Annotated in this window: 30 protein-coding genes and 1 pseudogene; 24 read left to right on the top strand and 7 right to left on the bottom strand. The window is 52.2% G+C overall.

All coding sequences use genetic code 11. From position 1 onward, the window contains the following. Window positions 1–31 precede the first annotated feature (31 nt). From ACTRXH_RS12325 to ACTRXH_RS12315, 3 genes are all read left to right on the top strand, one after another. On the top strand, window positions 32–1147 hold the full coding sequence (locus ACTRXH_RS12325) for a CAP domain-containing protein (RefSeq protein ID WP_474282354.1): 1116 nt from the start codon (window positions 32–34) through the stop codon (window positions 1145–1147). A 7-nt stretch (window positions 1148–1154) separates the two neighbouring features. Continuing rightward, on the top strand, window positions 1155–2033 hold the full coding sequence (gene rbsK / locus ACTRXH_RS12320; RefSeq protein WP_474282352.1) for a ribokinase: 879 nt from the start codon (window positions 1155–1157) through the stop codon (window positions 2031–2033). A gap of 135 nt (window positions 2034–2168) precedes the next feature. Next, complete coding sequence (locus ACTRXH_RS12315) at window positions 2169–3470, top strand: UDP-glucose dehydrogenase family protein (RefSeq protein ID WP_474282350.1); 1302 nt, start codon at window positions 2169–2171, stop codon at window positions 3468–3470. A 66-nt stretch (window positions 3471–3536) separates the two neighbouring features. Here the strand turns inward: ACTRXH_RS12315 and ACTRXH_RS12310 are convergent, their stop codons facing one another. Beyond that, window positions 3537–4856, bottom strand: a complete 1320-nt coding sequence (locus tag ACTRXH_RS12310) for an LCP family protein (RefSeq protein WP_474282348.1) — start codon at window positions 4854–4856, stop codon at window positions 3537–3539. Between the two features lie 245 nt (window positions 4857–5101). Further along, window positions 5102–5740, bottom strand: coding sequence for a YigZ family protein (locus ACTRXH_RS12305; protein ID WP_474282346.1), 639 nt, complete (start codon window positions 5738–5740; stop codon window positions 5102–5104). Between the two features lie 230 nt (window positions 5741–5970). Between ACTRXH_RS12305 and ACTRXH_RS12300 the strand changes: the two genes are divergently transcribed. The 13 genes from ACTRXH_RS12300 to ACTRXH_RS12240 all read left to right on the top strand — a co-directional run bounded on the left by ACTRXH_RS12300 (window position 5971) and on the right by ACTRXH_RS12240 (window position 16890). Further along, on the top strand, window positions 5971–7104 hold the full coding sequence (locus ACTRXH_RS12300) for a sensor histidine kinase (RefSeq protein WP_322526901.1): 1134 nt from the start codon (window positions 5971–5973) through the stop codon (window positions 7102–7104). Between the two features lie 59 nt (window positions 7105–7163). Further along, the gene (locus ACTRXH_RS12295; protein ID WP_462866373.1) at window positions 7164–7880 is read left to right on the top strand and encodes a response regulator; all 717 of its coding nucleotides are present in this window, start codon (window positions 7164–7166) and stop codon (window positions 7878–7880) included. Between the two features lie 132 nt (window positions 7881–8012). Then, complete coding sequence (locus ACTRXH_RS12290) at window positions 8013–8870, top strand: DegV family protein (protein WP_474282344.1); 858 nt, start codon at window positions 8013–8015, stop codon at window positions 8868–8870. Between the two features lie 61 nt (window positions 8871–8931). Continuing rightward, window positions 8932–10389 (top strand): ATP-dependent helicase ComFA, encoded by a 1458-nt coding sequence (locus tag ACTRXH_RS12285; protein ID WP_474282342.1) that lies wholly within the window; start codon window positions 8932–8934, stop codon window positions 10387–10389. After that, window positions 10382–11098 carry a phosphoribosyltransferase family protein gene (locus tag ACTRXH_RS12280; protein WP_474282340.1) on the top strand — a complete coding sequence of 239 codons (717 nt, stop codon included), beginning with the start codon at window positions 10382–10384 and terminating at the stop codon, window positions 11096–11098. The genes ACTRXH_RS12285 and ACTRXH_RS12280 overlap by 8 nt, the downstream gene beginning before the upstream one ends. 58 nt (window positions 11099–11156) lie before the next feature. Then, complete coding sequence (locus ACTRXH_RS12275; RefSeq protein WP_474282338.1) at window positions 11157–11561, top strand: TIGR03826 family flagellar region protein; 405 nt, start codon at window positions 11157–11159, stop codon at window positions 11559–11561. 133 nt (window positions 11562–11694) lie between these two features. Then, window positions 11695–11961 (top strand): flagellar biosynthesis anti-sigma factor FlgM, encoded by a 267-nt coding sequence (gene flgM, locus ACTRXH_RS12270; RefSeq protein WP_474261123.1) that lies wholly within the window; start codon window positions 11695–11697, stop codon window positions 11959–11961. Between the two features lie 48 nt (window positions 11962–12009). Then, a complete protein-coding gene (locus ACTRXH_RS12265) occupies window positions 12010–12495 on the top strand; it encodes a flagellar protein FlgN (protein ID WP_474282336.1) in 486 nt (161 codons plus the stop codon). A 33-nt stretch (window positions 12496–12528) separates the two neighbouring features. Continuing rightward, window positions 12529–14130, top strand: coding sequence for a flagellar hook-associated protein FlgK (gene flgK / locus ACTRXH_RS12260; RefSeq protein ID WP_474282334.1), 1602 nt, complete (start codon window positions 12529–12531; stop codon window positions 14128–14130). Between the two features lie 18 nt (window positions 14131–14148). After that, complete coding sequence (gene flgL / locus ACTRXH_RS12255) at window positions 14149–15048, top strand: flagellar hook-associated protein FlgL (protein WP_474282332.1); 900 nt, start codon at window positions 14149–14151, stop codon at window positions 15046–15048. A gap of 113 nt (window positions 15049–15161) precedes the next feature. Next, window positions 15162–15614 carry a flagellar assembly protein FliW gene (gene fliW / locus ACTRXH_RS12250; protein ID WP_474282330.1) on the top strand — a complete coding sequence of 151 codons (453 nt, stop codon included), beginning with the start codon at window positions 15162–15164 and terminating at the stop codon, window positions 15612–15614. After that, window positions 15608–15835: a carbon storage regulator CsrA gene (gene csrA, locus ACTRXH_RS12245; protein WP_022793397.1), complete on the top strand. Its 228-nt coding sequence runs from the start codon at window positions 15608–15610 to the stop codon at window positions 15833–15835. Before fliW ends, csrA begins: the two co-directional genes overlap by 7 nt. A 350-nt stretch (window positions 15836–16185) precedes the next feature. Beyond that, the gene (locus tag ACTRXH_RS12240; protein ID WP_474282328.1) at window positions 16186–16890 is read left to right on the top strand and encodes a response regulator transcription factor; all 705 of its coding nucleotides are present in this window, start codon (window positions 16186–16188) and stop codon (window positions 16888–16890) included. Here the strand turns inward: ACTRXH_RS12240 and ACTRXH_RS12235 are convergent. Then, window positions 16883–17125, bottom strand: a complete 243-nt coding sequence (locus ACTRXH_RS12235) for a hypothetical protein (RefSeq protein WP_474282326.1) — start codon at window positions 17123–17125, stop codon at window positions 16883–16885. The genes ACTRXH_RS12240 and ACTRXH_RS12235 overlap by 8 nt on opposite strands. A gap of 349 nt (window positions 17126–17474) precedes the next feature. Beyond that, window positions 17475–17942, bottom strand: coding sequence for a competence protein ComK (locus ACTRXH_RS12230; RefSeq protein WP_474282324.1), 468 nt, complete (start codon window positions 17940–17942; stop codon window positions 17475–17477). A gap of 279 nt (window positions 17943–18221) precedes the next feature. Between ACTRXH_RS12230 and ACTRXH_RS12225 the strand changes: the two genes are divergently transcribed. Next, window positions 18222–19370, top strand: a complete 1149-nt coding sequence (locus ACTRXH_RS12225) for a flagellin N-terminal helical domain-containing protein (RefSeq protein WP_474282322.1) — start codon at window positions 18222–18224, stop codon at window positions 19368–19370. A 189-nt stretch (window positions 19371–19559) separates the two neighbouring features. On the opposite strand, the pseudogene ACTRXH_RS12220 reads toward ACTRXH_RS12225, so the two are convergent. After that, a pseudogene (locus ACTRXH_RS12220) lies at window positions 19560–20034 on the bottom strand (transposase); the annotation flags it as partial. Between the two features lie 387 nt (window positions 20035–20421). Here ACTRXH_RS12220 and ACTRXH_RS12215 point away from each other — a divergent pair. The 3 genes from ACTRXH_RS12215 to ACTRXH_RS12205 all read left to right on the top strand — a co-directional run bounded on the left by ACTRXH_RS12215 (window position 20422) and on the right by ACTRXH_RS12205 (window position 21978). Then, window positions 20422–20682: a putative motility protein gene (locus ACTRXH_RS12215; protein ID WP_474282418.1), complete on the top strand. Its 261-nt coding sequence runs from the start codon at window positions 20422–20424 to the stop codon at window positions 20680–20682. Between the two features lie 29 nt (window positions 20683–20711). Beyond that, complete coding sequence (locus ACTRXH_RS12210) at window positions 20712–21065, top strand: flagellar protein FlaG (RefSeq protein WP_474282320.1); 354 nt, start codon at window positions 20712–20714, stop codon at window positions 21063–21065. A 142-nt stretch (window positions 21066–21207) separates the two neighbouring features. Then, window positions 21208–21978: an acetoin reductase gene (locus ACTRXH_RS12205; RefSeq protein ID WP_474282318.1), complete on the top strand. Its 771-nt coding sequence runs from the start codon at window positions 21208–21210 to the stop codon at window positions 21976–21978. Window positions 21979–22024: 46 nt separating this feature from the next. Here the strand turns inward: ACTRXH_RS12205 and ACTRXH_RS12200 are convergent, their stop codons facing one another. Continuing rightward, window positions 22025–22240 carry a hypothetical protein gene (locus tag ACTRXH_RS12200; protein WP_474282316.1) on the bottom strand — a complete coding sequence of 72 codons (216 nt, stop codon included), beginning with the start codon at window positions 22238–22240 and terminating at the stop codon, window positions 22025–22027. Between the two features lie 101 nt (window positions 22241–22341). Between ACTRXH_RS12200 and ACTRXH_RS12195 the strand changes: the two genes are divergently transcribed. The 4 genes from ACTRXH_RS12195 to dgoD all read left to right on the top strand — a co-directional run bounded on the left by ACTRXH_RS12195 (window position 22342) and on the right by dgoD (window position 25955). After that, window positions 22342–23100, top strand: a complete 759-nt coding sequence (locus ACTRXH_RS12195; protein WP_474282314.1) for an IclR family transcriptional regulator — start codon at window positions 22342–22344, stop codon at window positions 23098–23100. A 127-nt stretch (window positions 23101–23227) separates the two neighbouring features. Continuing rightward, window positions 23228–23866: a bifunctional 4-hydroxy-2-oxoglutarate aldolase/2-dehydro-3-deoxy-phosphogluconate aldolase gene (locus ACTRXH_RS12190; RefSeq protein WP_474278300.1), complete on the top strand. Its 639-nt coding sequence runs from the start codon at window positions 23228–23230 to the stop codon at window positions 23864–23866. After that, window positions 23863–24810, top strand: a complete 948-nt coding sequence (locus ACTRXH_RS12185; protein WP_474282312.1) for a 2-dehydro-3-deoxygalactonokinase — start codon at window positions 23863–23865, stop codon at window positions 24808–24810. Before ACTRXH_RS12190 ends, ACTRXH_RS12185 begins: the two co-directional genes overlap by 4 nt. Next, window positions 24807–25955, top strand: a complete 1149-nt coding sequence (dgoD, locus tag ACTRXH_RS12180; RefSeq protein ID WP_474282310.1) for a galactonate dehydratase — start codon at window positions 24807–24809, stop codon at window positions 25953–25955. Before ACTRXH_RS12185 ends, dgoD begins: the two co-directional genes overlap by 4 nt. 45 nt (window positions 25956–26000) lie before the next feature. Here the strand turns inward: dgoD and ACTRXH_RS12175 are convergent, their stop codons facing one another. Beyond that, window positions 26001–26825 (bottom strand): alpha/beta fold hydrolase, encoded by an 825-nt coding sequence (locus ACTRXH_RS12175; RefSeq protein ID WP_474282308.1) that lies wholly within the window; start codon window positions 26823–26825, stop codon window positions 26001–26003.

The raw sequence follows: 26825 nt of genomic DNA, 5'->3' as shown, positions 1-26825 counted from the left end.
CAATAAATGAGCAAATAGAGGAGTTATGCACATGAAGAGTCTGGTTGGTACGGCGGTGTTGTTGGCTCTGTTGGCAGCGTTCGTAGTTTACAGCCCGGCGGATTCTCCCTGGAGCGGGGTTAAAGACCGTCTCGAGGAAGCAGGCGGCACGACATACGAAGGAACGGAGACACAGGGCGAACGAATGGCCCTGTTTTTATCCAATCTGCTCGGGGAAAACCTGCAGGCGGATGAAACGAGCGGAGGCGCTCCAGAGGCTGGCACTGTAGAAACGGAAGTGCCTGAAGGAACAGGGGACTGGGAGGTTGCAGGCGTGAGTCTTGGAGACAGTCTTGAAGAAGTGGAAACGGCACGCGGGGAAGCGAAGGACGTGCAGGCCGGCAGCTATTCGTTCGACTGGCATATTTATTACGACGATGATTATGAACAGTACGCCCAGTACGGGATTGAGGACGGACGTGTAGTGGCACTTTATTCCAACCAGCAGACGTGGCAGGACAGTGAAGGAAACGGCTGGGGCACCGGGCGCAATGTGATTCAAGATACGTACGGTGAATCGATGGAGACGGTAACCCGCGGAAACATCCGCACGGAAACGGATGAACAGCAGCAGGGCGTTTACGAAGTGGAGGAAGGCTTTGCGACCTTTTTCTATGATGTCCATGAAGAAAACAGGGTGAATGCTCTGCTGCTGGTGGATAAAGAGGTGGAAAGAAACTCGTCGTTTTATACCGAAGAGTCCGAAGAAGTACGGGAGTCGTATGAACGGCTTGTATGGCATTTAACCAATGCGCAGCGTGTGCAGCTCGGCCGGGATACGCTCGCCTACAATGAGCCGGTGGCAGATGTTGCAAGGGCGCACAGTGAAAACATGGCTGAAAATCAGTTTTTCGATCACGTGAATCCGGAAGGCCAGTCGCCGTTTGACCGCCTCGAAAGTGACGGCATCCGCTACGTCCAGGCTGCCGAAAATATCGCCTCCGGGCAGCGGGCGCCGCTGTATGCTACAGCCGGATGGATGAATTCGTATGAAGGGCACCGCGAAGCGATGCTTGGCAATTACGATGGTCTTGGTGTCGGCGTGGCATTTGACGACGAAAACCGTCCGTTTTATACGCAGAATTTTGTTAGTCCAAGCAGGGAGTGATAGATGAATGCCGGCAAATATAGTGGTTGTTGGAAGCATTAACATGGATCTGGTTACCACAGCGGAACGTATGCCTTCCCGGGGAGAAACGATCCTCGGGGAAGGCTTTCATACATATTTTGGCGGGAAAGGGGCCAATCAGGCAGTGGCCGCTGCCCGCCTCGGTGCCCGGGTGTCAATGGTCGGAGCGGTTGGAAGCGATGCTTTCGGCACAGAATATTTGGAGCATTTACACGCAGAAGGCATCAATACAGACCATGTCCGCACGCGTCCAGACCTTGCGAGCGGTGTGGCTGTAATTATTGTATCTGAAGGAGACAACTGCATTATTGTGACCCCGGGGGCGAACGCCACGGTCAGCCCTGATGATATTGAAGAAAGCCGGTCGCTTTTGAGAGAGGCAGACGCAGTGCTCGTACAACTTGAAATTCCAGCGCCGGCGGTGGAGAAGGTGCTTCAAACCGCTGAGGAGGAGCTGACGCCGGTTATTTTAAATCCGGCGCCAATGCAGCCGCTGTCCCCGGAGTATTGGGGGAAAGCCTCCTATCTGACACCAAACGAACAGGAGTTTGAACAACTGCGGGAGGCGTACCCGGCGATTGCCGGCCGCCGTGAAAATGTAGTGATCACGAAGGGAGCGGCGGGAGCATCGATTATCCGGGCAGATGGCCGCGAGGCCGTCATTCCAGTGCGGACGGCGGACGTGCGGGACACCACAGGGGCAGGTGACACCTTTAATGGGGCGTTTGCGACAGCAGTGGCAGAAGGGATGCCGCTTGAAAAGGCCTGCCGGTTTGCCAATGCCGCCTCAGCGCTTTCTGTCGAAAAGGAAGGAGCCCAGACCGGCATGCCAGTGCGTTCGCAGGTCGAAGACCGGGACCTTTAATATGTATGCAGAAGTGAATGTAGAATAAATGGCAAAATATGATACAATAAAATTTGGCAATAACGCTTAAACAATAAGCGGTCATTCACGCGTATAAAAGAACGAAAATACATAAATTAAAGGTTGGGGAGATGTATGAAGCTAACAGTAGTAGGTACCGGCTATGTAGGCCTTGTATCAGGCACAAGCTTTGCAGAACTTGGCAATGACGTAATCTGTGTGGATAAAATTCCGGAGAAGGTGGACCGGCTGAACAATGGGGAGATCCCGATTTATGAACCGGGGCTTAAAGAACTGGTGGACTCAAACCGGGCAGCCGGACGCCTGCAGTTTACAACAGAACTGAAGCCTGCCGTACAGGCATCAGACGTGGTGGTTATTGCTGTCGGCACGCCTGAGTCGGAAACAGGAGCAGCGAACATGTCCTACGTGTACGGCGTGGCGGACGAAATCGGGGAAGCGGTGGATGATGATAAATTCCGCGTCGTGGTGAATAAATCGACGGTACCGGTAGGAACTGCAGACCGCGTGCGCAGACTGATTGCAGACAAAAATCCGGATGCGCAGATCGAAGTATGCTCGGTGCCGGAATTTCTCCGGGAAGGATCAGCTGTGAAGGACACATTCAATCCTGACCGTGTCATTATCGGTACAAATTCCGACAAAGCAGCGGGCATTTTAACTGAGCTGCACCAGCCGCTTACAGACAACATCGTCGTGACAGATCCGCGCAGCTCCGAAATGATCAAATACGCCTCCAATGCCTTTCTTGCCACGAAGATCTCTTTTGTGAACGAAGTGGCAAACATCTGCGATTACTACGGTGCAGATATCAATGCGGTTACACGCGGAATGGGGATGGACAACCGGATCGGGCCGAAATTTTTGAACGCGGGGATCGGCTATGGCGGCTCCTGCTTCCCGAAAGACGTCAAAGCGATCAAGCACCTGGCAGAGGTCAAAGGCTACTATCCGCAGCTGCTGCAGGCTGTCAATGACGTGAATGAAAAGCAGAGCCTGCGCATGGTGGACCACCTGAATGTGATTTTTAACGAAGACATCCGCAATATTACGGTGGCGCTTCTCGGACTGGCGTTCAAGCCGAACACAGACGATATGCGGGAAGCCCCGTCGCTGAAAATCATCCGTTCGCTCCAGGAGTACGGTGTGAAGGTACGTGCCTTTGACCCGGTAGCAGAGGACAATGCCAAGCAGCTGCTCGAGGAAGACATCTATTTCGCAGAAAGCGCGCTGGATGCCTGCGAAGGCGCAGACGCGGCGATGCTTGTGACAGAGTGGGATGAATGCCTGCAGGTCACGCCGGAGAAACTAAAAAGCATTATGAACAAGCCGGTCATGATTGACGGCAGAAATGCATTTGAAGCCAGGGAATTTAAAGAAGCCGGCTTTATTTATCACGGCATCGGCCGGAAATAGTTATAGAAAAGCCCGGAAGGAGAAGATGCTCCTTCCGGGCTTTTTTTATGCTGAAAAACTTGTGGTTTAAGGTGTTGTTTCCTCGTAGCTTTCCTCTTCGGCTGGCGCTTCTTCGTATGACTCCTCTTCAGCCGGTACTTCTTCGTCCATAGCAGGCTCTTCGTAGGACTCCTCAGCCGGCGCCTCTTCTTCTGTTGCCGGCTCTTCATAGGATTCTTCCACCGGAGCTTCTTCCTCTGTCGCTGGCGCTTCTTCATACGATTCTTCCTCTGCAGGCACTTCCTCCTCTGCAGCAGGTTCTTCGTAGGATTCCTCAGCCGGTGCCTCTTCTTCAGTCGCAGGCTCCTCATCGGGTTCCTCAGCCGGAGCTTCTTCAACAGCAGGTGCTTCATTGTTCACCTGCGTGCCGGGGAGTGCCAGCGGTTCTTCAGAAGCCGGAAGGTCGAGCTGCTTGCGCAGGTTATTGGACGTTTCGAGCGTTTCCTCCGGGTCCAGCTGGTAGTAATAAATGCCATTGATCGTTGTATCTGACCCCCGCAGCTGGCTGGAGTCAATTTCGTTTAACGAATCGGCGTACTGCTGCAGAGCGATCATGTTGCCGAACGTGAAGTTGGTGCTTACATTTTCACTGACGCTGTCAAATACATCATCGTAGTTATCGATGGATTCGATGGAGCCGGCTTTTTTGATCAGGCTTTCAAGCACTTCCTGCTGACGTTCGCCGCGCCCAAGATCGCCCCGCGGGTCTTCTTTTCTCATCCGCACGTATTTCAGCGCTTCTTCGCCGTTAAGCGTTGCCGGACCTTCTTCAAACTCTGTTCCTTCCTCCGTGAAATCAAATGGCACGTCGACGTCGACGCCGTTAAGGTCGTTGATAATGTCGGTAAAAGCAGCGAAATCTGATTTTACATAATAGTCGATTGGGATGTTCAGTGTATTTTCTACGGACTGGACGGCCAGGTCGGTGCCGCCGTAAGCATTGGCGTGTGCGATTTTGTCTTCGCCGTTTCCTTCAATATTTACGAGCGAATCTCTTGGGATACTCACAAGATTTACTTTTTTGGAGTCCTTGTTGAATGTACCGACGACCATTGCGTCAGAGCGTCCATCCATGGATCCATTTTCACGGTCATCCACTCCAAGGAATAAAACCGAGAAGCTGTCCTCTGAGGGATCAACGGCCTGGTCCCGGAGATTCGATTTTTCGCCGCGTTCGAGCTCTTCCTCTGTATCAGCGGACACGCTGTTCAACTGCTGGAGAAAGTAGGCAGAAGCTCCTCCGGCAAGCAGAAGAAAAAGTAATGCCACGATGGCTGTGGTTTTCCAGATGAAGGATTTCTTTCTTCTTTTACGAAGATTTCTCCGTTGAGACGTTGAGCTTGGCATGTCGGCACTTCTCCTTTAGATTGTATAATGATCTTAGTATAGAAAACGGCAGAAAGCGTCTGCAGATACGCTATTATATAAAAATCAGCTCAAATGGGAGCATTTTGAAAAATATTGTATTCTTTCATTGTATCCGAGGCAGAAACGATAGTAAACAAAATAAACACCCGGTACGAAAACTATTTCTGGGCCGGGAACGTATTTGACAGCGGCCGCTTCGTATTACCGGGGAAATAAATGAAAGGCTACGAGGGTTCGTCGGTTTCCACGAAGGCCTGCTTCCCTTCTTCTATCCCGGCCTGGCCGCTGCTTATGTTCACAAGCCACTCCCGGCACGCTTCCGTTTCTTCGGCAGGGGTATAAAGATGAAGCTTCACCTGCTCTTCGTAGTCAATCGAATCAAGAATATAGGAGGACTTCCGGGCTTCATATTCCAGCTTGCCGAGCAGACTGTAGTCGGCAGAGACAATGAGCTCCTGCATCAGCGTACGGCGCACGATGCCGATGTGATTCAGCGCCTCGGAAACCGATGAGCCGTAGGCGCGGATGAGTCCGCCAGCGCCGAGCTTTATTCCGCCGAAGTAGCGGGTGACAACGACGGCGGTATCTTTCAGCTCCCGTTTTTTCAGCACCTCGAGCATTGGTACTCCGGCAGTGCCGTTCGGCTCACCGTCATCATTGGCTTTTTGAATATGGTCCTGCTCGCCGATCAAATACGCCGAACAGTTGTGGGCGGCGTTCCAGTGCTCTTTTTTTATCTGCTCTATGAATGAATGAGCGGTTACTTCGTCTTCTGCGCGGGTAATATGGGTAATAAAGCGTGATTTATTTATGGTAAATTCATGATGTCCGCTCTGTTTAATGGTACGATATGAAGTAAGCATACGGTAACATTCCTCCTAGGTAATGTTATTACCGTATAATATGATTGTAATGGTTGCAACATTTTGGCCAGTATATAACAGGAAACGGGCGAAAATGAAACAAAATTAGAGGTAAATATGTAAATTTGTGATTTTTCATTACATAGCGGAATAGGTCCAAACGAATATGCTAAACTATTCATGAACCGTTCCAAACGGTATTGAAAATTCGCAGGCAAGTATAGAGGGTGATGGTAGCCTTGCGAAATGCAGCAGACTTAGATCAAATTATTGACCAAATGCTTCAGACAGTAGAGAAAAGCAAAGAAGAAATTTTTGAGATCAGTGAAACCTCCAGAAAAGAACTTCACACACTCCAGGAAGAGTTGAAGGAAATACAGGAACACATTTCGGAAACGATTGAACGCTCCGATCAGCTCGAGGTTGAAGCCAGGGTCGCAAGAAATCAGTTAGCAGAGGTAAGCAAACGGTTTCGGCAGTTCAGTGATGAAGAAGTGCAGAAGGTGTATGAAAAAGCTAACGAATCGCAGGTAAATCTCGCTGTGGTGCGCCAGGAGGAAAAACGCCTCCGCGACCGCAGGGACAATATCGAACGCCGCCTGATTCAACTGGATGAAACCATTGAACGGGCTGAAACGCTTGTTTCCCAGGTAGGCATTGTGTATAACTTTCTTGCCGGCGATCTTCAGGACGTCGGGGAGTTTGTCGAAAATGCCCGGGAAAAGCATGAGTTCGGCCTGCAGATCATTGAAGCGCAGGAGGACGAGCGCAAGCGGGTGGCTCGTGAAATTCACGACGGCCCGGCGCAGACGCTCGCGCACGTACTGCTCCGCTCGGAGCTTGTCGAGAAAATCTCCCGTGAAAAAAGCGCGGAGGAAGCCATCCAGGAGTTCCGGGAGCTGCGTGTGCTGATCCGCTCGAGCCTCGGGGAAGTACGCAGGATCATTTACGACCTGCGCCCGATGGCGATTGATGACCTTGGCCTCGTGCCGACGCTACAGAAGTATCTGCGCCACCTTGAAGACAATACGGGCATGGTGACAGAGTTTACCACGAAGGGGAAAGAAGCAAGGGTCGCCCCGAACCTTGAGATCGGACTGTTCCGCATTGTCCAGGAGGCAGCCCAGAATGCCTACAAGCACGCCAAACCGGATCTTCTCCGGGTACAGCTCGAACAGCGGCCGACGAGCATTACGATTTTAATCAAGGATGACGGCAAAGGGTTCGACGTACAAAAGGAACGGGACAAATCGTTCGGCCTTCTCGGCATGAGAGAACGTGTGAACGCGCTGGGCGGGGAGCTGACGATTGATTCCGTGGTCGGCCAGGGCACGAGAGTGAAAGTGTTTGTACCGGTTCATTAAAACAAAAGACTGCATTAAATAACCAAAAGATAAGTGAAGCGAAGAAAGGATGAGAACGTATGCAAGAACGTATCGATGAAAAAATCAAATTGCTGTTAATTGATGACCATCAGCTTTTCCGTGAAGGCGTTAAACGCATTCTGGATATGGAAGAAAACTTTGAGATTGTTGCAGAAGGCAGTGACGGAGAAGAAGCGTTTGCTCTTGTCAACGATTATCATCCGGACGTTGTGCTGATGGATATCAACATGCCGGGTGTTAACGGCGTTGAAGCGACCAAGACGCTGATCGAACGCCACCCGGATTTAAAGGTGCTTATTCTGAGCATTCACGACGATGAGTCGTACGTGACGCACGTATTGAAAACAGGAGCTTCCGGCTACCTGCTGAAGGAAATGGATGCCGACGCCCTGATTGAAGCAGTGAAGGTGGTCGGCTCCGGCGGCGCCTACATTCACCCGAAGGTAACGCAGAATCTGATTAACGAATATCGCCGGCTTGCCCATGAAGGTGACGATCACGGCGCAGATGATACCGAAATCGGCTACAAAGAGGTGGAGTACCGTAAGCCGCTCCACATTCTGACGCGCCGCGAGTGCGAAGTGCTTCAGCTGATGACGGACGGCTACAGCAACCGGATGATCGGTGAGTCTCTTTATATCAGTGAAAAAACGGTGAAAAACCACGTGAGTAATATCCTGCAGAAAATGAATGTGAACGACCGGACGCAGGCGGTTGTCGAATCCATCAAAAAGGGCTGGGTGAAAGTCCGCTAAATAAGTAAAGGCTGCCGGTGGAATATCGGCAGCCCTTTTTGCGCTTTGGCATTGACTTCCGGCGGGAAGTCCGTAAAATGAAAACGAACTCATACATGCATATTATAGACAGAACGAAAGGAGAGGGCCTGTTTGCCAAATATCGCCGTAGTTACTGACAGCACCTCGTACCTGAGCCCTGAAGAACTTAAGCAGTGGAACATTCACGAAATTCCGCTCAATGTGGTGGTAAATGAAGAAACGATGCCGGAGACGGAGTGGGAGGCTGCAACGTATTTTCAGACGATGAGAAATTCGGAAACGCTTCCGACCACATCCCAGCCGTCGCCGGGAAAAATGGAGGACCTTTACCGGGAGATCGCCCGGGAGGCCGATGACATTATTTCCATTCATTTAAGCAGCGGGATCAGCGGGACGCACCAGACAGCAGTGGCTGTTGCTGCGGACCTTGAAGATACCGTTCGCGTGCACTGCTACGACTCGGAGATCAGTGCCCGGGCCCAGGGCTATTATGTGTTGACTGCCGCCCGGATGGCTTCTGAAGGATACAATGTAGCGGATATTTTTACCGAGCTTGATAAAATCAAAGAAACGATGCGGGCCTATTTTATTGTCGAAGATCTGCGTCACCTGCAGCGGGGCGGCCGGCTGAGCGGGGCGCAGGCAATGGTTGGCAGTATGCTGCGCATCAAGCCGGTCCTCGAATTTACCGACAAAAAGATTGTGCCATATGAAAAAGTGCGCACATCCAAAAAAGCGCTCGCCCGTATTCAGTCCCTCTTTTTGGAGGAAACGGCCAAAGGCCCGCTTGAAGCAAGCGTCCTCCATGCAAACGCCGAAGAGGCCGGGGAAGCCTTCCGCCGGCAGCTGCAGGAAGCTTCGCCGGAGTCCCGGGTCGTTCTCGAACACCTTGGGCCGGTGATTGGCACGCATCTTGGTGAAAACGCCATCGGGCTAGCCTGGTACCGTCCTGAAACCCTCTCCAATTAATTCCGGCGGCCCCTCCAGGCCGCCTCCTCTTATAACCCTCCCGCGAAAGGAACCACCTCCCATGAATATGCTATCCAACTGGTTTACCGGCAGCAGAAGGCCGGATCCAACTTTTCCTTCCGTTTCCTCTGTTTCTGAATCCTCTGCTTTATCCTTACCTGAACACGAACAGATGCAGGCCCACTGCAGCGGTCGGGCGCTTCTCGCCCAGGAGCTGCCGTGCGATCAACAAATCATTGATACCTATGTCCAGACAGGAATGCTGCAGAAGGTGCCCGGCATCACGCAGCAGAGCTCTTTTTGGCGATGCCTGCGCTGCAGCAATCAAACCCCTGGCCTGTTCGGCGCCCATGCATGTGCCTGCGGTCGCAAGCGGTGCGTCTACTGCCGGGAATGTCTCGAAATGGGGCGGGTGTCGGTCTGTACGTCGCTTTACTTCTGGACGGGAGCCGAAGCGGCCCCGGTATTTTCTGATCCGCTGGCATGGAACGGGCGGCTGTCTTCCGGACAGGAACAGGCGTCCCTTGCTGCTGTTGAAGCCGGAAGGCGGAAGCAGGAGCTGTACATTTGGGCGGTGTGCGGCGCGGGCAAAACTGAAATGATGTTTCAGGCAGTGGCTGAGTCACTTGCCCGGGGTGAACGGGTGCTGTGGGCGACGCCGCGGACAGACGTCGTGCGCGAGCTGTATCCGAGACTTTCCGGCGTGTTTCCAGATGTGCCGGCTGCATCCTGGTATGCCGGCAGTTCCGATGCCCGTCCGGGGACGCGTCTTGTGCTCGCAACGGCCCACCAGGCGCGCCGGTTTAAGCACGCCTTTGATTTGGCGATAATCGACGAGGTGGACGCGTTTCCTTATGTGTTTGACCCGGGTCTCCAAATGGCTGTACGGGCAGCATGCCGCCCACAGGCGGCAGTAGTGTATTTAAGCGCGACCCCCGGAAAGAACGAACAGCGGCGGATGAAAAGCGGAAGTCTCGCATATGTGCGGGTGTCGCGCCGGTTTCACGGGCAGCCGCTTCCGGTGCCTGTGTGCCGGTGGGCTGGAAACTGGAGATTGCAGCTCTCCCGCGGGCGGCTGCCGCATGCGCTGATACAGTGGTGCCGGAGGCGGGACGGGGCTTTCCCGCTCTTTATATTTGTTCCATCGGTGGCGGTTATACGGCCGGCGGTGGAAGCCCTCCGGACAGAAGGCTTCCGCTGCGACGGAGTGCACGCCGAAGATGAAAAGCGTGAGGGAAAAATTACTGCTTTCCGGGAAGGGCATCTCGATATTCTAGTAACAACGACGATACTGGAGCGCGGCGTCACGATTCCAAAGGCGGACGTGGCAGTGCTGGGTGCCGATGATGATATTTTCACCGAAAGCGCTCTTGTGCAGATCGCCGGCCGAGCCGGACGGAACCCGGAAAGGCCGGAGGGTGATGTCGTTTTCTTCCATTACGGCCGTACGAAAGCGATCCAGCAGACGATTCATCATATTGAAGCGATGAACCGGGAGGAGGCGGCGCCCAATGAATGATGATGGCCCACTTTTATCCTTTACGAGAGGCTACTGTCTTTCCTGCCGGGAACGGCTGCAGACGTCGTGGACGTACAATAATCTGTTTGCGTGGAAACAGGCGCAGCTGTGTGACACCTGCTCCGGGCAGCTGCCTGTAATTACCGGGGCGGTGTGTCCGGAGTGCTCGGTGCACGGAAATGGGGATCTGTGTTCCGACTGCACCGGGTGGCGCCGGCGGGGAAATGCTGAGAGATGGGTGAAAAACGTTTCGCTGTTTCATTACGATGATTGGATGAAGGCGTGGACAACCCGGTGGAAATTCCGCGGGGACGCGGTGATGGCCGCTGCGTTTTATGACGACCTTCGCCGCGCGTACCGGAAGCATTTTCGGGGTTTTATGCCGGTTCCGGTTCCGCTTGCTACAGAGCGGCTGCAGGAGCGACGTTTTAATCAGGCGGAGGTGCTCGCTGCCGGTCTTAAAATTCCATACGTTTCAGCACTCGAACGGGCGGCAGGAGATGGAGAAAAGCAAAGCAAGCAGACGAAACAGGAACGGCTGAAAACCGAGCGCGGATTTACCGTCCCTGCTCCTGAAAAGATTATTGGCCGAAACGTTCTGATCATTGACGATATTTATACAACAGGAGCGACGGTCCGCGAAGCAGCAGGCGTGCTTGAAGCAGCAGGAGCTGCTTCGACGGCATCGCTTACGTTAATCCGTGCTTAAACTCCGGGCTGGTTGTGCCGATATAAAAAGCAACAATGAGTCAAAGGAGAAACGAACCATGGGTGAATTAAAAAACTGTCCGTCATGCGGCAATTTGTTTGTACAGGCGCTTCGTTCGGTCTGCCCCGAATGCCACCGGGTGGAGGAAGAACGGTTCCAAAAAGTATACACGCACGTAAGAAAAAGCAGGCACCGCCAGTCGACGATTCTTGAGGTCACTGAGGCCACCGGAGTCAGCGAGGAAGATATTTTCCGCTACATCCGCGAAGGGCGTCTGAATCTGGCGCATCTGCCGAACTTCAGCTATCCGTGCGAGGGGTGCGGCGAATCGATCCGTGAGCACCGGCTCTGCCGCACGTGCAGCGGCCGTATTTCCTCAGGCCTGGAGGCGGAGGCGAAGCAGAAAGAGTGGGAAGCCAAAAAAATTAAAGACACACGGGCGACGTACCGGGCGTGGGAATAATGAATGAGTCAAAAAGCATGTATGTATGTTAAAATTTAAGTCTTAAGTACCAAGGAAAACGACGACAATCTGGCCGATATAAAGAGTAACAAATCAGCCGGAGCGTAACGTCCGGATGGGAGGGACTTAACAGATGAAAATTCATTCCGCGCATTCCGCTAATGCCATATACCGCAGCCAGGCCGCCCAGCAGCAGAAGCCGCCGCAGGGCGAGCAGGGGGGTAAGAAAGACTCCGTCGAAATTTCGAGCGCAGCCAAACAGCTGCAGCAGTCAGAGGCCATTGACCCGGCCCGGAAGGAAAAGGTTGAACAGCTGAAGGCCCAGATTGAAAACGGCACGTACGAGGTGCGGCCGCAGGAGACGGCAAAGAAAATGCAGGATTACTGGAATAATCAGTAGCAGGCCTATTTCCGGCCTGCTGATACATATACATAAAGGAGCGACCGCATGAGCGTACAGATAGTAATAGAACAGCTGAACGCACTGATCGAAGAGCACCGGGTGCTGCTCGGCATGTCCGGACAGAAGACGCAGATGCTGAAAAACGGTAACGCAGAAACCCTGCAGCAGCTTGTCCGCGACGAACGCCGGCAGGTGCAGCGCATTACCCGGATCGAGCGTGAGCGCCACCAGCAGGCCGCAGCGCTTGCAGGCGCGAGCCCTGAGGAATCTGTATCCATTGACGCCTTAAAGCCGCTTGCAGACGCGGAGGAACGAACGCAGCTCGAAGCGCTGCAGTACGAACTGATTCAGGTGATGGCCGCCCTGCAGAACCAGGAGGAGCTGAACCGCGCCATGCTTGAGGATGCAATGAAATACACGCAGGTGATGCTGAGTGCCATGCAGCCGCAGGAATCGGTCCAGTACGGCCGGCAGGGACAGACGCCGCAGCGCTCAAAGCGGGAATACTCGGTTTTTGATTCACGGGCATAAGCAGCAGGTACATAGAAACGGGGAGGAACACGCATGACTTCGACATTCATGGGGCTTGAAACAGCGAAACGGGCACTCACTGCCCAGCAGCACGCGCTGCAGACGACGGGACATAACATTGCCAATGCCAATACGCCGGGGTTCACACGTCAGCGGGTCGACCTGCAGCAGAGTGATGCTTTTTCTAAAGCCGGCATGAACCAGCCGAGCACCCCGGGCCAGATGGGGACCGGCGTGGACTCCAACACGGTGGCGCGCATCCGCGACCAGTACCTTGACGTGCAGTACCGGGGCGAAAATGCCAAGCTCGGCTACTGGGAAACGAAAAACGAAAACCTCTCCCGGATGGAGGATCTGATGAACGAGCCGACTGATGAAGGCGTCGCCAACGCGATGGACGAATTCTGGAAGTCGCTGCAGGACCTCTCGTCCAATCCGGAAGATTCCGGCGCACGCTCGGTCGTCCGCCAGCGCGGGGAGGCGATGGTCGACACCTTTTCCTACATATCCAACTCGCTGCAGGCGAACAAAACCGACCTGGACGCGCAGATTGATAACGAAACCGGCCAGTTTAATTCGCTTCTCAGCCAGATCAGCAGCGTGAACGAACAGATCGCCGGCGTGGAGCCGCACGGCAAGGTGCCAAACGATCTGTATGACGAACGCGACCGGCTGATTGACGAGCTTTCGTCGATGACGACTGTGGAAGTGAAGCGCAATCCGAGCGGCGGCAAGGCCAACAGCAACGCTGAGGGCACCGTCGATATTTTCATGACGAGCGACACCGGGGACCGGCTGCAGAAGCTCGTGGACGGCAATGCGCTTGCGTACCAGGAGGTGAGTGTGGAAAAATCCGCCGGCCGGAACGGGCATGTGGAAACAGCAGGCTTCGAGTGGGCAAATGGCAAGGCGGGAACGAACATCGACAATCCGTCTGCAAATACCAACGCGTTTATGCAGTCGAGCGGCAGCATGCAGGGGCTGCATGAGGCATACGGCTACAGAAACGATGTTTCCGGGGAGGTGGAAGGCCTGTATCCGGACATGCTGAATAACATCGATACAATGGTTACGACCTTCGCGAACGCGCTGAACGATGTCCACCGGGAAGGGTGGACGATGAACGACGTGGAAGCAGGCACGAAGGGCGTGGGCATAGACTTTTTCACATTTGATGCAAATGTTCTTGAATCGAAGGGAGCAGCGAGTGCGTTGCGCGTCAGTGGCGATGTAAAAGCGGACCTGAACAATATCGCCGCAGCCTCTGCCTCGGAAAACGGCACCGGCTACGCGGGCAACGGCAGCAACGCGCTGAACCTGGCCAACGTGAAGGACGCGGATTTGAACTTTGGTGCAGGAAATGAAAACTCCACCAGTGTGCAGCGGTTCTACCAGGGCGTGATTGGCCAGATGGCCGTCGATGCCAGCGAAGCGAACCAGAAAACAAACATTACCCAGTCGCTGACCTCAAGCGCCGATGAGCGCCGCATGTCGGTGAGCGGGGTCAGCATGGATGAGGAAATGGCCAACATGATCCAGTTTCAGCACGCCTATAACGCGGCGTCCCGGAGCGTGACGACATTTGACGAAATGCTCGACCGTATCATCAACAACATGGGTCTGGTCGGCCGTTAAAAAAGGAGGAAAACGAGTATGCGAGTCACCCAGCAGATGATGACCCAGCGGTCCAACGGCCATATCAGCCAGAGCTACGATCAGATGATGAACCTGCAGGACCAATTGTCCACCGGCAAGAAAATTACCCGTGCCTCCCAGGACCCGGTCGTCGCCATGAATGGGATGCGGTACCGCTCCCAGGTCGGGGAGGTGGAGCAGTTTGAACGGAACGTCGGTGAAGCTCACAACTGGCTTGATTCGAGTGACGCCGCTCTTGGGGAAGCGACCCAGGTAATGCAGCGGGTGCGCGAGCTCGTTACTCAGGCGTCGAACGACACATATGAAGGCGAACAGCGCGGCAATATAGCCAAAGAAATCAGCGAGCTGAAGGAACAGCTGATCAGCTCCGCCAATTCGAAGGTCGGCGACAAATACATTTTTAACGGCTCCAATACGACGAATCCGCCGATTGACACGAATACGGCTGAAAACGGCGTAACGGCGGACAGCTTTACCGGCCACGGCGATGCGGTGGAAATGGAGCTGATGAAGGGCATTAACATCGAGGTGAGCTCCACGCCGGGCGGGGTGTTTAACGAGCAGCTGTTTGCCGAACTCGAACAGCTGCAGGCCGATCTGGAAAATCCAGATACGACCGGTGAGGATTTGCAGGAATACCTGGGTAAGCTAGATACACAGATGAACACCATCGTGAATGAGCGAGCCGAACTCGGCGCGCGCTCGAACCGGATTGAAATGATTGAAAGCCGGCTTGCCGATCAAAAGGTCATTTCCAACAAAATCATGTCCAACAACGAAGACGCCGATCTGGAAGAAGTCATTACCAATTTAACGAACCAGCAGACCGTGCACCAGGCAGCTCTCGCTTCGGCCGGACGTATCATGCAGACGACGCTTATGGACTTTTTAAGATAAAATTTTATAAAATGTGGGAAAATCTGTTTTATTATGAAGAGCGATTCAGTATACTGGTCTTTGTGACTGTCATCTGTTTCGCGTAGGCATTCAATTTACAAGGAGGCAGAGGAGTGGAAATCGAAACGAAGCATTTAGGTGCTGTCACAATTGAAGAAGAGGATATTACCCGTTTTCCGCAGGGCATTCCGGCGTTTGAAGACGAACGGGACTTTGTTTTTCTTCCGTTCGACGACAGCGGCAGCCTGTTTATTATGCAGTCCGTGCAACACGCGCACATTGCGTTTATTACCGCCGACCCGTTCGTGTTTTTCCCGGACTATGAGCTTGAAGTACCGGACACAGTCACGGAACAGCTGCATATCGAAAACCCGGAGCAGGTACTTGTCTATGTCACACTGACGCTTGCGAACACATTAGAAGAAAGTACGGCGAATCTGCAGGCACCGCTTATTATTAACGTCGAACAAAAGCTCGGCAAGCAGTGGCCGATGGCACAGTCGCCGTACGAGACGAAGCATCTGCTGTTTCAGCGGACGCAGAAAGAAGGCACAGGATCATGTTAGTACTCACACGAAAGAAAAAAGAATCAATTCGTGTCGGGGATGATATCGCGATCACTGTACTCGGAATAGAAGGAGACCAGGTGAAGCTGGGTATCGATGCCCCGGAGCATATTGATATACACCGCCAGGAAGTATACGTTTCTATTCAGCAGGAAAACCGGCAGTCACTTGCGGGCGATATTACGCTTTTGCAGAAATTATCGGAAAATATCAAAAAATAATTAAATGGCTATTCATTCACTACATACAACTTACGAACTAATAAAAATACTAAAAAATATGGAAATGTATCTAAAAAATGAACAATAAGGAAATATTATAGTTCTTTATTCATATTTATGATATAATTAATTTACGATAAGTGGAAAATGCCTAGGGTCATAGGGCTTCTTGTCGGGACCTGTGAAAAAAAGGTAGAATTTGTATACGGTCGTTCGAGTTCAGGGGATTGGTTGTCCTGCTGCAGTTTACAGAGAGATATCAACAGACAAAAACGCAGAGGGCATGCTTGGGGAAAGTGTGTTCAACAAAAAAAACATCACTTTCGGTGAGGTCTCAGGAGGAATACATAATGGCCAGGACTTACAGTCGCAACATCCCGGGAAGCAGGGTACCGATTTTATTTATCGACCTGCAGGGATCAGAAGTACTGCCACAGGCAGCAGAATCAATGGGGAAGCTGGCTGTGCGCACGAATGGGGAAGAGTGGACCACGCTCATGCAGCGCGGTCTGCAGAAGGACACGCTTTATTACACAGCGTGCAGTGATTTGGATGCGTTTGTGCGTCTGCAGGAAGCAAAACGGGTCGGGTCCGCGTGCAGGATTGGTGTGAACCTGCCGGAGCGGCTCAGACACCTGGTGGATGAATTCATCTGCCAGGAGGTGACGATGCTTCTCGCCGCCGAGCGCGAAGAAAGCGACTGGCGCAAGCATTTTATGCGCGCCACGCAGTTTCAGACGTACATCGACCCGGTATTTCAGCCGCAGGTCGTTGAACGGTACCGCCGCATGAACCAGCTGCAGGAAGAACCACCCGAACAGCAGCTCGAACTCGACGTGCATAAAGCACGCGGCACGCTGTCCGAAGCAGAAATCCGGATTTTGGAAAAAATCCTAGAAGGCAAAAGCAATCGCAAAATTGCCGAGGAATGCTTTCTGGCAGTAGCCACCGTGAACAACCACGTCAGCCACCTGACGAAAAAGATGCAGGCCAACGACCGCACGCACACGATCAAGCGTGCGATCGAAGAAAACTGGGTCGAGTTTATTACGTGATCGAAAAGCGAAGCCACCCTGAACAGCCGTTCCAGACGGCTGGCGAAAACCTGGCTGGAAGCGTCGACAGACGGTGAAGCCAGGGTGCAGCCAATGGACTGGACGGCTGGGTGGCGTAGCTGGACATCATGAAAAGCGGAGAGCGTTTGTTTACCATCCGGGACGGCTCGCGGCTTTCGGTCGGCTTGAGACGTTGAATTTGAAGTTCGACTAAGTTCGTTACATCCTGTAACAATGCCGAACTGACTTTCTTCTTGAAAGCCTCCGAAACAGCGAATGGACCCGGGTGGTAACGCTCGGAGCTGGACAGCGCGAATCTACCGCTTGAGTCTATGTTAAATAACCCGAGGGCTCAAGCAGCGGAATTCACGCACCAAAAAATGCCGTGCTCTATATTTCAGCACGGCATGACTTTTAGTATTATTAGCGAACATGCTGACGCAGCCTTGAAATTACTTCTTAGAATTATGGCATCATAGCTAGAGAGCAACGTCGCTGAACTTTTTAGACATTATACTTTTCTAACCAAGCAAACATCAACAGAGCGGGAGTCCCCAATACTCCCTGCTCTGTTTTTTTGCTTTTTAGGCGGTAAACATGCTCTGGCAGTGGCCGGTACGGAACAGCTGCTGCTGGATCATAAAAGTACTCGCTTTTGTCGGAAGCGACGCACCGTCGGTAAACTGAATTAAAGTGCCATCATCTGAAGTAATAAACTGCCCGGGCTGCACATGGTTATAAAAAATCCAGATGTTTTCCGGATCGCGCAGCGATGAAATCGGAAACGCATAAATACCTTCTGATGGATTCACCGGCACCGGGAGCTTCTTGCGGATGTGTAAGTAATGCTTTACCGCTTCGCTCCGTCCTTCAAAAGAAGATCCTCCCCGCAGGCATCCTCTTTTAATAATAGCCGTCGGCGTACACGAAGTCGGAATGCGGGCCCCGTCTTTTTCCCATATAATACTTTTCGCTTCTCCTTCAAAATTTGGCACAATCGCCATCGTGTTTTCATTTATCTCATACTCGTCTAATACCATTGTCTTCTGCACAACCTAACACCTCTGTTCAATTTATTCCACACTGCCCTTCTCCATAAATAAGTATACGAAGGCTATGTGAAAATAACTAGTACTTTTTGCATAATATAACTAAAAGAATATTTTTAAGAGAATGAAAGAAAATACTAAATACATAAACCGAACAGCCGATATAAAGAGTGTAAGCAGGAAATGCCAAAACGCAGCGTACGGGCGTGAAAGCAAATTCTGTGATATAGGCTTACCACAAGGACGTGGAAAGTACTTACACATTCAGGGAGGAATTTTACAATGATTATTAACCACAACTTAGGTGCAATGAATGCTCAGCGTCAAATGAGCACAAACCAGAACAATATGAGCGACTCGATGGAGAAACTGTCTTCCGGGCTTCGTATCAATCGCGCTGGCGATGATGCAGCGGGTCTCGCGATCAGTGAAAAAATGCGTGGGCAAATTCGCGGTTTGGAGCAGGCTGAAAGAAACTCTCAAGATGGTATTTCTTTAATTCAAACAGCTGAAGGTGCATTAAACGAAACACATAGTATTTTACAAAGAATGCGTGAGTTAACAGTGCAAGCTTCTAACGGCACTAACGTAGATGAGGATACCACTGCTATCAAAGAAGAATTAGACCAACTAAAAGGTGAAATTACAAGAATTGGTGATGCAACAGAGTTTAATGGCCAAAAACTTTTGAATGGTAATTTAGGTAATCAAACTTCATTAGATGCTGGGCTAACAGTAGCTAATGGTATAACAAATGTAGAAACTACGGGAGTTAAAGCTGATACTTATACTTTAACAGTAGCCGATAATAGTGGCAATACAGATATTACTATCACTAATTCGGACGGAGTTAGTCAAACGCTGAGCGATGTTCCGGATCCAGGAGCAGGCGAAACATCCGACTTAAACTTTGATGCTTTTGGCATTAAGTTAGAAGTTAATAGTGGACTTAATGCAAATGTTGGTAGTACCAGTGGAGAAGAAATAACAGTAGCCAAACAAGGCATTGATCTCCAAATAGGTTCTAACAATTCTGCTGAACAAAAGCTTAATCTTCAAATTGAAGATATGACGGCTTCTGCTTTAGGAGAGGGTGGCTCTACTACGAATGCAAGTTGGACAGTTAATGATATTCAAGTAGATACCACAGAAAATGCTAGAGAATCTATAGATGTAATTGAGAAAGCAATAAGTCAAGTATCTAAGCAACGTTCTGAACTAGGGGCTAACCAAAATCGTTTAGAGCATACGATTAATAACCTCGGTACTTCTGCAGAGAACTTAACCGCTGCTGAATCCCGTATTCGTGACGTTGATATGGCGAAAGAAATGATGAACATGACTAAAAACAATATTCTTTCTCAGGCTTCGCAGTCCATGCTTGCGCAGGCAAATCAACAGCCACAATCGGTTCTTCAGTTACTACAATAAAACTTATTTTTACCAGAGAGGGGTTCTAGTGTTAATGCTAGAATCCCTTTCTTTACATAGAAAGTGTCTATTGAACTTAAATAATTAACCTATCTTACAACACAGATCTCCTATAAAAATTATTTAGAGGACATGAAATGGGACCGTCAATAATTTTGTGTAAACGGCTGTCCTTTTCCAATCGTGAAGTTAATCCTGCCGCTGAAACATATCTTCCAATTGATGTTGAGCCTGGGCGAATTCCAGATGACAGCGGGTCGAAAATGTTTGATTGTAGGCGTCAAAGCGGCTGACCAAAAATCGTTCGATGGACGCTTCATTCGGAAATTGTTCTTTGCGTTTGACGTTCGTTTTCAGTTGCTTGTTGAATGATTCGATCAGATTCGTCGAGTACAGGCTCCGCCAGATGGCGGAGGGGGAATCATAAAACGTGAGTAAGGGGGGGATGCTCGTCGAGCACCCGGCGAATCGATGGATACCGCGAAGACCACGAAGCGATAAACGCTTGAAGAGCCTCGGCAGCTTCCTCCCGGATGTTGGCCCGGTAGACGGTTTTAAAATCGGCACAGACCGCCGGACGATCCTGCACGCGGACTTTACGGGCAAGGGTGAGGGAGACATGCACACAGCACGTCTGATGCCGGGCCTTCGGATAGACGGCGTGTTCCAGGTGAGATCGAAAGATCTCATTCACGTCCTGATATTGGACTAGAGCGTGAGCCAAATCTGTAGTAAAATCATTCATAGGGAAGTCCTCTTTTCTGTGGATGTGGTCGGTAACTTCATTCTACTAAAAAAGGACTTCCTTTTTTGGTGATCGCTCGTTTACACAAAATATTTTAAGCTCTCCATGAAATAAAAATTGGTATTATCGAAATGATGATAAAATGATAATAGTTTAATATAATCCATTTATAAAAACAATTGAGCGGACAAAGGTGGAACAGGATTTTTATTCTTACGTAGTATCTTAAATCGAAACCCTGTATTCCTATAGATTTCTGCCGATATTATAAACAACTGAGGCGCTTTTTACACCACAAGAACATACATCCAGAGGTTCCGGTACCCCGGGACCTTTTTTATACTTTTATGGAAAGGAGGTGATGGTATCGATGTCGGCAGTGTTTCAATTATAAGCAGTCAACTGCAGGCGCAGCAGCAGGCGAACATATCGCTCATGCGCCAGTCGATGGAAACGGCGTCGAAGCAGAGCGCCGAACTGCTCGATGACATGGCTGGCGGCAACCAGGCCGGGACGATGCAGAGCGTCGTTTCGGGCAAAGGCCAGTCGATCGACGTAAAGGGATAGGGATCATCCCAGGAGGAGGTAGGTGGGAGATGGATGTTTCTATTCGATCAGCCGGAGGTGAAGGTGCTTCGTCGAAGCGGGAGACGGGCGTTATGGATGCTTCAAAAGTAACGCCGAATGAATTGGTGGCAGCAGAAACCAATTCTGCGCTTCACGTGACAAAGAAGGAAGTGGAAAAATCAGTCGAAACGTTGAGTGCGATGCTCGACCCGCATTTAACACGGTTGAAGTTCAACGTGCACGAAGACACCGACCGGGTGTATGTGCAGGTAATCGACCGCGAGACAGAAGAGGTTGTGCGGGAAATTCCGCCCGAATCGCTTCTTGATTTTAACGCTTCGATCCTTCGCCAGGCCGGGCTGCTGGTAAACGAAAAAGGATGAATGAAAAGCGTCTTCCTTCGGGGAGGCGTTTTTTAATTTTATGAGAAAAGTTTTGATTCTTTAGTCATAATTAAGGTTTATGGAAAGGAGCGAAAAGGTAAGGGTTATTAGTTTGAATCTATTACATGGAGGGTGAGGTTAAATGGGAAAAACGGCAGTTGTAACGGGATCGGGGCAGGGGATTGGAAAGGGCATTGCGACGCGTCTTGCGAAAGATGGATTCAACCTTGTGATCAGCGATATTGATAAAGAGAAAATGGAGGAAACGGTGCAGGCCATCAAAGATAGTGGCAGTGAAGCCTTGGCTGTGGAAGCCAATGTAACTAACAGGCAGGACATTAACGATCTTGTGAAAAAAGCCGCCGATCACTTCGGAAGCGTCGATGTGTTCGTAAATAATGCTGGTATTGATCATGTTGCTCCGCTATTAAAAGTAGAAGAAGAAGACATCGAGAAAATTTTCGCGGTGAATGTGAACGGCGTTATTTTCGGCATACAGGCAGCGGCCGAGCAGATGAAAAAGCAGGGCGGCGGCAAAATTATTAACGCGTGCAGTATTGCCGGCCATAAAGGCTTTCCAATGCTTGGTATTTACTCGGCCACCAAGTTTGCGGTTAAAGGTTTAACGCAGGCCTCCGCGCAGGAACTGGCGCCGGACAACATTACCGTTAACGCTTACTGCCCAGGTGTGGTCGGAACGAGCATGTGGGAACGCATCGATGCCCGGATGGTCAAAGAAATGGGGCTCGAAAAACCAGGCGATGCATTTGAGAAATTTACCGCCGGAATAGCTCTGGGACGCCCGCAGACGCCGGAGGACGTAGCGAATTTCGTTTCCTATCTCGCGTCGCCGGACTCAGATTACATGACCGGCCAGGCAGTGCTGATCGACGGCGGGATTGTGTACAACTAATAATATGTATAAATCAACTGCGTCTATCCTCCAGGATAGGCGCTTTTCATTCCTCTTCCCGAAACTTCTGAAACTTCCGTACGGTATTAACACAAAGAAGCAGAGCAATTACTGTTGCCACACTTACCTTGCTTGCCATACTTGGAGGCTTACCGGCAGAAAGACCGTCAATACCAATCAGCATCGCAAACATCACAGCAAAGTTGCCAAGAATACTCGAGATCAAATTCCAGTGCTCATCCACAAACATGCGGGAATACATACAATTCTCCTTCCTTACTTTTCCATTTACCGTGTAGTTTTATACTAACATACTGGGAAAATGTGCTACGATGATTGCAGTACCGAAAGGGGGAAGGCTGCATGAACACAAACGGAGTCCAGTCCGTCGACCGAGCGCTCCAGATCATCGACCTATTGGCCGAAGCGCCGGAGGGGCTGGGCGTGACAGAGCTTGCGAACCGCCTCGATGTGGCTAAAAGCACGGTGCACCGGCTGCTGGCGTCACTCCTGCAGAAGGGCTACGTGAAGCAGGGACGCGGGCGCGACGTGTATACGCTTGGGTTCGCCTTCATGGAAATGGGCGAACGGGTGGCGGAATCCATTGACGTGCGAAAAGCTGCTTCGGCGGTCCTTCACGATCTTGCCCAGGCGACGGCGAGCACCGTACACCTCGTGCAGCTTGAAGGCGCTCAGGTCGTCTATATTGATAAAGTGGAAACATACGCGCGACTGCGCCTGTTTTCCCGTGTCGGGCGCAAAGCGCCGCTCTACTGCACCGGCGTCGGCAAAGCGCTGCTTGCGTTTCAGCCTCCGCACGTGCAGGAAAAGCTGGTGGACGAGCAGGACATGGTCCGTCATACGCCGCACACCATTACGTCTAAAGAAGCGATGACGGTCGAGCTGAAACAAATCGCGGAAGAGGGTATATCCTATGACCGGGAGGAGCACGAGCTTGGCGTCACCTGTGTGGCGGCTCCAATTTTTGATTTTCATCGCCGGGCAGTAGCGGCGGTGAGTGTAACGATGCCGCACATGAATGCAGAAACAATCGATTGGGAAACGACCGTACAGCAGGTGCAGCGGGCGGCGGCAGCCATATCACGGGAGCTCGGCCATTAAAAAGAACGCTTTCAATCTACTGCGCGCTCTGCTACACTGAAAGCAGTAATTTCCGTAAGAAAATTTCTTTTTAATCATAATACGGAACATTGTTCCTTAATAAGGAACAAAAGGAGGCCGAACGGCTATGAGTATTATTCAGACGATTGAACAGGAGAAAATAGTGCCGATCATCCGCAGCAGTGATAAAACGCAGCTGCAGCAGGTAATTGAATCGTTATATGCGGGCGGGGCCCGCGTACTCGAGGTGACGATGAATACGCCGGGAGCGCTTGCGGCGATTGAATGGGCAAAAGCGACCCACAGCGATCTGCATATAGGCGCCGGCACGGTTCTCGATGCGGAATCCGCGCGCACGGCGATTTTATCCGGGGCGGAATTTCTGCTTGCGCCGACGCTGGACGCCAAAACGATTGAAACGGGCAGCCGCTACGGCGTTCCGGTCATTCCGGGAGTGCTCACGCCGACCGAAATTCTGCAGGCAACTGAAGCCGGTGCGGAAATGGTGAAGATTTTCCCAATACGCGCGTTCGGTGCGTCCTATTTGAAGGATGTGCACGGGCCGCTTCCGCACGTACGTGCGATGGCAGTCGGCGGTGTGTCGCTTGATAACATGCAGGAGTACCTGCAGCACGGCTGGCACGCAGTTGGTCTTGGCAGCCAGGTGGTGGATCCGAAGGCTATTGAACGCGGAGAGATGAAGCAGCTGACCCGTAACATGGAACAGGCACGGGCGCTACTCCGCGAAGGAGGCGGAAGCCGATGAACGTCATTGTCATTGACGGCGGCACGACCAACACCCGCCTCCGGGTCGTGGATACCGAAACGCTTGAGGTTAAAAAGCGCATATCGCTCGATCAGGGCGTGCGCAACCAGGCGATGGAGCAGGACTTTTCGCTGCTCGAGCGGCTGATTGATAACGAGCTCGACACGCTGACCGCCCAGTTTACGTTCCGGGATGTGATTGGCTACGGCATGCTGACGGCAAACATCGGCATGCGCGAAGTGCCCCATGCCCCGTCGCCGCTTACGATGGAGGAACTCGCCGAGCGTACGGTGCACGAGCGCTACTATGCGCGGCGCTGGCACTGGATCACCGGTATGAAAAACGGCGAAGAGCCGGTGGATGTGATGCGGGGCGAAGAGGTTGAAGCATTCGGCATGCTGCGCCATACGCCGGCCGAAGGCAGCGGCCTGATCATTCTGCCGGGCTCTCATACCAAATACATCTGCGTCGAAGACGGCTCACGTCTGCTCAGCTGCACGTCCACCCTGGCCGGAGAAACGCTCTCGGCACTGCGGGCCTCCACGATTTTATCCGATTCGGTCGGACCGAAGCTTGTGGAAGCGCTCGAGCCGGAGGTGCTGATGGAGGGCTGGGATCTCGCGGAAACGGAAGGGTTTACGCGGGCGGCGTACTACGTGCGTCTGCGCCATTTGTTTGCTGATTACACCGAAAACGCCCGGGCAAACCTGTTGCTCGGCGCGGTATTGTACGAGGATATGAAAGCATTCGAACGCGCCGCTGCCGGTGCCGGTTGGATATATCTCGGCGGTCACGGAGCGATGCAGGAGGCGTACCGGCACGTGCTCGAACAGAAGCAGAAACGTCCGGTCCACGTCTTTACGAAGCACGATCTTGAAAAAGCGTCGCTGCAGGGAGCTCTGCAGCTGGCAAATATCGAACAGACGAAAGGGGAATCCCGATGAAAATCCGATCCTACGAACTATTTCAGGTGCCGCCACGGTGGCTGTTTCTAAAAATTACGACTGATGATGGCCTTGAAGGCTGGGGCGAGCCGATTGTGGAAGGAAGGGCAGCTTCGGTCAAAGCGGCCGTTGATGAACTGATGGAATACATGATCGGGGAGGACCCGATGCGGATCGAAGACCACTGGAACAAGCTGTACCGCTCCGGCTTCTACCGCGGGGGACCGATTCATATGAGCGCGCTTGCCGGCATCGACCAGGCACTCTGGGACATTAAAGGCAAATTTTATAACGCCCCGATTTATGACATGATGGGCGGCGCCTGCCGCGACAACATCAACATCTACTCCTGGATCGGCGGGGATCGTCCGAGCGACGTCGGGGCAGCAGCGAAGGAAACAGTGGATTCCGGCTTCCGGGCGATTAAAATGAACGGCACGGAGGAAATGCAGTACATTGATACATTCGATAAGGTTGAAGAAGCGGTTGCCCGGGTGGCGGCTGTGCGGGAAGCGGTCGGCACGGGCGTCGGCATCGGCATAGACTTCCACGGGCGCGTGCACCGGCCGATGGCGAAGGTGATCGCCAAGGAGCTTGAGCCGTACCATCCGATGTTTATCGAAGAGCCGGTACTGACCGAAAACATGGAGGCCCTGCAGGAGCTGCGCCAGCATACGCACATTCCGATTGCGACCGGCGAACGCATGTATTCGCGCTGGGATTTCAAAAATATCCTGGCGAACGGATGGGTCGATATTATCCAGCCCGATCTGTCGCATGCCGGCGGAATCACCGAAGGCAAAAAAATCGCTACTATGGCAGAAGCCTACGACGTGGCGCTTGCGCCGCACTGTCCGCTCGGCCCGATTGCGCTTGCGGCCTGCCTGCAGGTGGACGCGACGAGCCACAATGCGTTCATTCAGGAGCAGAGCCTCGGCATTCACTACAACCAGAGCAACGACCTGCTTGATTACATTGAAGACAAGAGCGTGTTTGCCTATGAGGACGGCGCGGTGAAAATGCCGCAGGGACCGGGTCTTGGCATCACGATCAACGAAGACTACGTGCGCGAGCGCGCGAAGGAAAGCCACAACTGGAAAAATCCGGTGTGGAGGCATAAAGACGGCACGATTGCCGAGTGGTAAACAAAGGATCCAGCACGCTCTCACGGGAGAGTATGCTGGATCTTTTTATTCCTCGCGCAGAAAGTCGGTGATACATGCGAGCAGGTGCGCCGGTACGTCCTCCTGCACGAGATGACCGGCGCCCGGAATGAGTTCCAGGCGGGAGCCCGGTATGGCAGCATGCAGCGTATGGGCGCGGTCCACCGGAATCCAGGCATCGTTTTCGCCCCACACAATCAAAGCAGGAGCAGAAACATCACCGTATAGGAATTCAATCTCGTCAGTGTATTTTTGGTCAGCCTGCGCCATCTGCCGGTAAAAGGCGTGCTGGCCGTCAGCACCGAGCCACGGTGCTTTAATGCCCGCGAGCGTTTCCGCCGGCATCGGTTTATAGGCAGCGCCCTGCACATAGGCTTCAGTCATCGCTTCGTGAATGAAGGCCGGAATGCCCTGAAAGGCTTCCATATGACTCGCCACGTGGGTAAAAAACGAAGAGCCCCATGGTGCCACGGCGACGGGGTCGATCAGAATTATTTTTTGAAACGGGCGTTCGTTTAACAGATGAGTACGGAGCACGGTCGTGCCGCCAAAGTCATGGCCGATAATAATAGGGTCATCAAGGCCCCAGGTGTTCAGCAGCTCGTCCAGGATCTGGTTCTGCACGCCGAGCGAAACGTCCTGCCCGTCAAGCTTTTCCGACTGTCCGTATCCAAGCAGGTCATAGTAGTAGACGGTGTATGAGCGCTCGAGGGCAGGGATCAGGTGGCGCCAGTTGAACGACGACCACGGCGTGCCGTGGACGAGCACGAGCGGCGGGCCGCTCCCCTGCACGTCGTAACGGATATTTCCATACGCGGTGTGGATTTCTTTTGTTAAGCTCCAGTGCTGCAT

Source organism: Marinococcus sp. LNHM5E3-2.1, from assembly GCF_056034365.1.
The sequence above is the reverse complement of the archived record's forward strand: the minus strand, read 5'-3'. Positions and strand labels throughout refer to the sequence as shown.

Excerpts from the sequence above, each read along its gene's own strand:
- ACTRXH_RS12325 (WP_474282354.1), top strand. The coding sequence starts at position 32 with ATGAAGAGTCTGGTTGGTACGGCGGTGTTGTTGGCTCTGTTGGCAGCG.
- rbsK (WP_474282352.1), top strand. The coding sequence starts at position 1,155 with ATGCCGGCAAATATAGTGGTTGTTGGAAGCATTAACATGGATCTGGTT.
- ACTRXH_RS12315 (WP_474282350.1), top strand. The coding sequence starts at position 2,169 with ATGAAGCTAACAGTAGTAGGTACCGGCTATGTAGGCCTTGTATCAGGC.
- ACTRXH_RS12310 (WP_474282348.1), bottom strand. The coding sequence starts at position 4,856 with ATGCCAAGCTCAACGTCTCAACGGAGAAATCTTCGTAAAAGAAGAAAG.
- ACTRXH_RS12305 (WP_474282346.1), bottom strand. The coding sequence starts at position 5,740 with ATGCTTACTTCATATCGTACCATTAAACAGAGCGGACATCATGAATTT.
- ACTRXH_RS12300 (WP_322526901.1), top strand. The coding sequence starts at position 5,971 with ATGGTAGCCTTGCGAAATGCAGCAGACTTAGATCAAATTATTGACCAA.
- ACTRXH_RS12295 (WP_462866373.1), top strand. The coding sequence starts at position 7,164 with ATGCAAGAACGTATCGATGAAAAAATCAAATTGCTGTTAATTGATGAC.
- ACTRXH_RS12285 (WP_474282342.1), top strand. The coding sequence starts at position 8,932 with ATGAATATGCTATCCAACTGGTTTACCGGCAGCAGAAGGCCGGATCCA.
- ACTRXH_RS12280 (WP_474282340.1), top strand. The coding sequence starts at position 10,382 with ATGAATGATGATGGCCCACTTTTATCCTTTACGAGAGGCTACTGTCTT.
- ACTRXH_RS12275 (WP_474282338.1), top strand. The coding sequence starts at position 11,157 with ATGGGTGAATTAAAAAACTGTCCGTCATGCGGCAATTTGTTTGTACAG.
- flgM (WP_474261123.1), top strand. The coding sequence starts at position 11,695 with ATGAAAATTCATTCCGCGCATTCCGCTAATGCCATATACCGCAGCCAG.
- ACTRXH_RS12265 (WP_474282336.1), top strand. The coding sequence starts at position 12,010 with ATGAGCGTACAGATAGTAATAGAACAGCTGAACGCACTGATCGAAGAG.
- flgK (WP_474282334.1), top strand. The coding sequence starts at position 12,529 with ATGACTTCGACATTCATGGGGCTTGAAACAGCGAAACGGGCACTCACT.
- flgL (WP_474282332.1), top strand. The coding sequence starts at position 14,149 with ATGCGAGTCACCCAGCAGATGATGACCCAGCGGTCCAACGGCCATATC.
- csrA (WP_022793397.1), top strand. The coding sequence starts at position 15,608 with ATGTTAGTACTCACACGAAAGAAAAAAGAATCAATTCGTGTCGGGGAT.
- ACTRXH_RS12240 (WP_474282328.1), top strand. The coding sequence starts at position 16,186 with ATGGCCAGGACTTACAGTCGCAACATCCCGGGAAGCAGGGTACCGATT.
- ACTRXH_RS12225 (WP_474282322.1), top strand. The coding sequence starts at position 18,222 with ATGATTATTAACCACAACTTAGGTGCAATGAATGCTCAGCGTCAAATG.
- ACTRXH_RS12210 (WP_474282320.1), top strand. The coding sequence starts at position 20,712 with ATGGATGTTTCTATTCGATCAGCCGGAGGTGAAGGTGCTTCGTCGAAG.
- ACTRXH_RS12205 (WP_474282318.1), top strand. The coding sequence starts at position 21,208 with ATGGGAAAAACGGCAGTTGTAACGGGATCGGGGCAGGGGATTGGAAAG.
- ACTRXH_RS12200 (WP_474282316.1), bottom strand. The coding sequence starts at position 22,240 with ATGTATTCCCGCATGTTTGTGGATGAGCACTGGAATTTGATCTCGAGT.
- ACTRXH_RS12195 (WP_474282314.1), top strand. The coding sequence starts at position 22,342 with ATGAACACAAACGGAGTCCAGTCCGTCGACCGAGCGCTCCAGATCATC.
- ACTRXH_RS12190 (WP_474278300.1), top strand. The coding sequence starts at position 23,228 with ATGAGTATTATTCAGACGATTGAACAGGAGAAAATAGTGCCGATCATC.
- ACTRXH_RS12185 (WP_474282312.1), top strand. The coding sequence starts at position 23,863 with ATGAACGTCATTGTCATTGACGGCGGCACGACCAACACCCGCCTCCGG.
- dgoD (WP_474282310.1), top strand. The coding sequence starts at position 24,807 with ATGAAAATCCGATCCTACGAACTATTTCAGGTGCCGCCACGGTGGCTG.
- ACTRXH_RS12175 (WP_474282308.1), bottom strand. The coding sequence starts at position 26,825 with ATGCAGCACTGGAGCTTAACAAAAGAAATCCACACCGCGTATGGAAAT.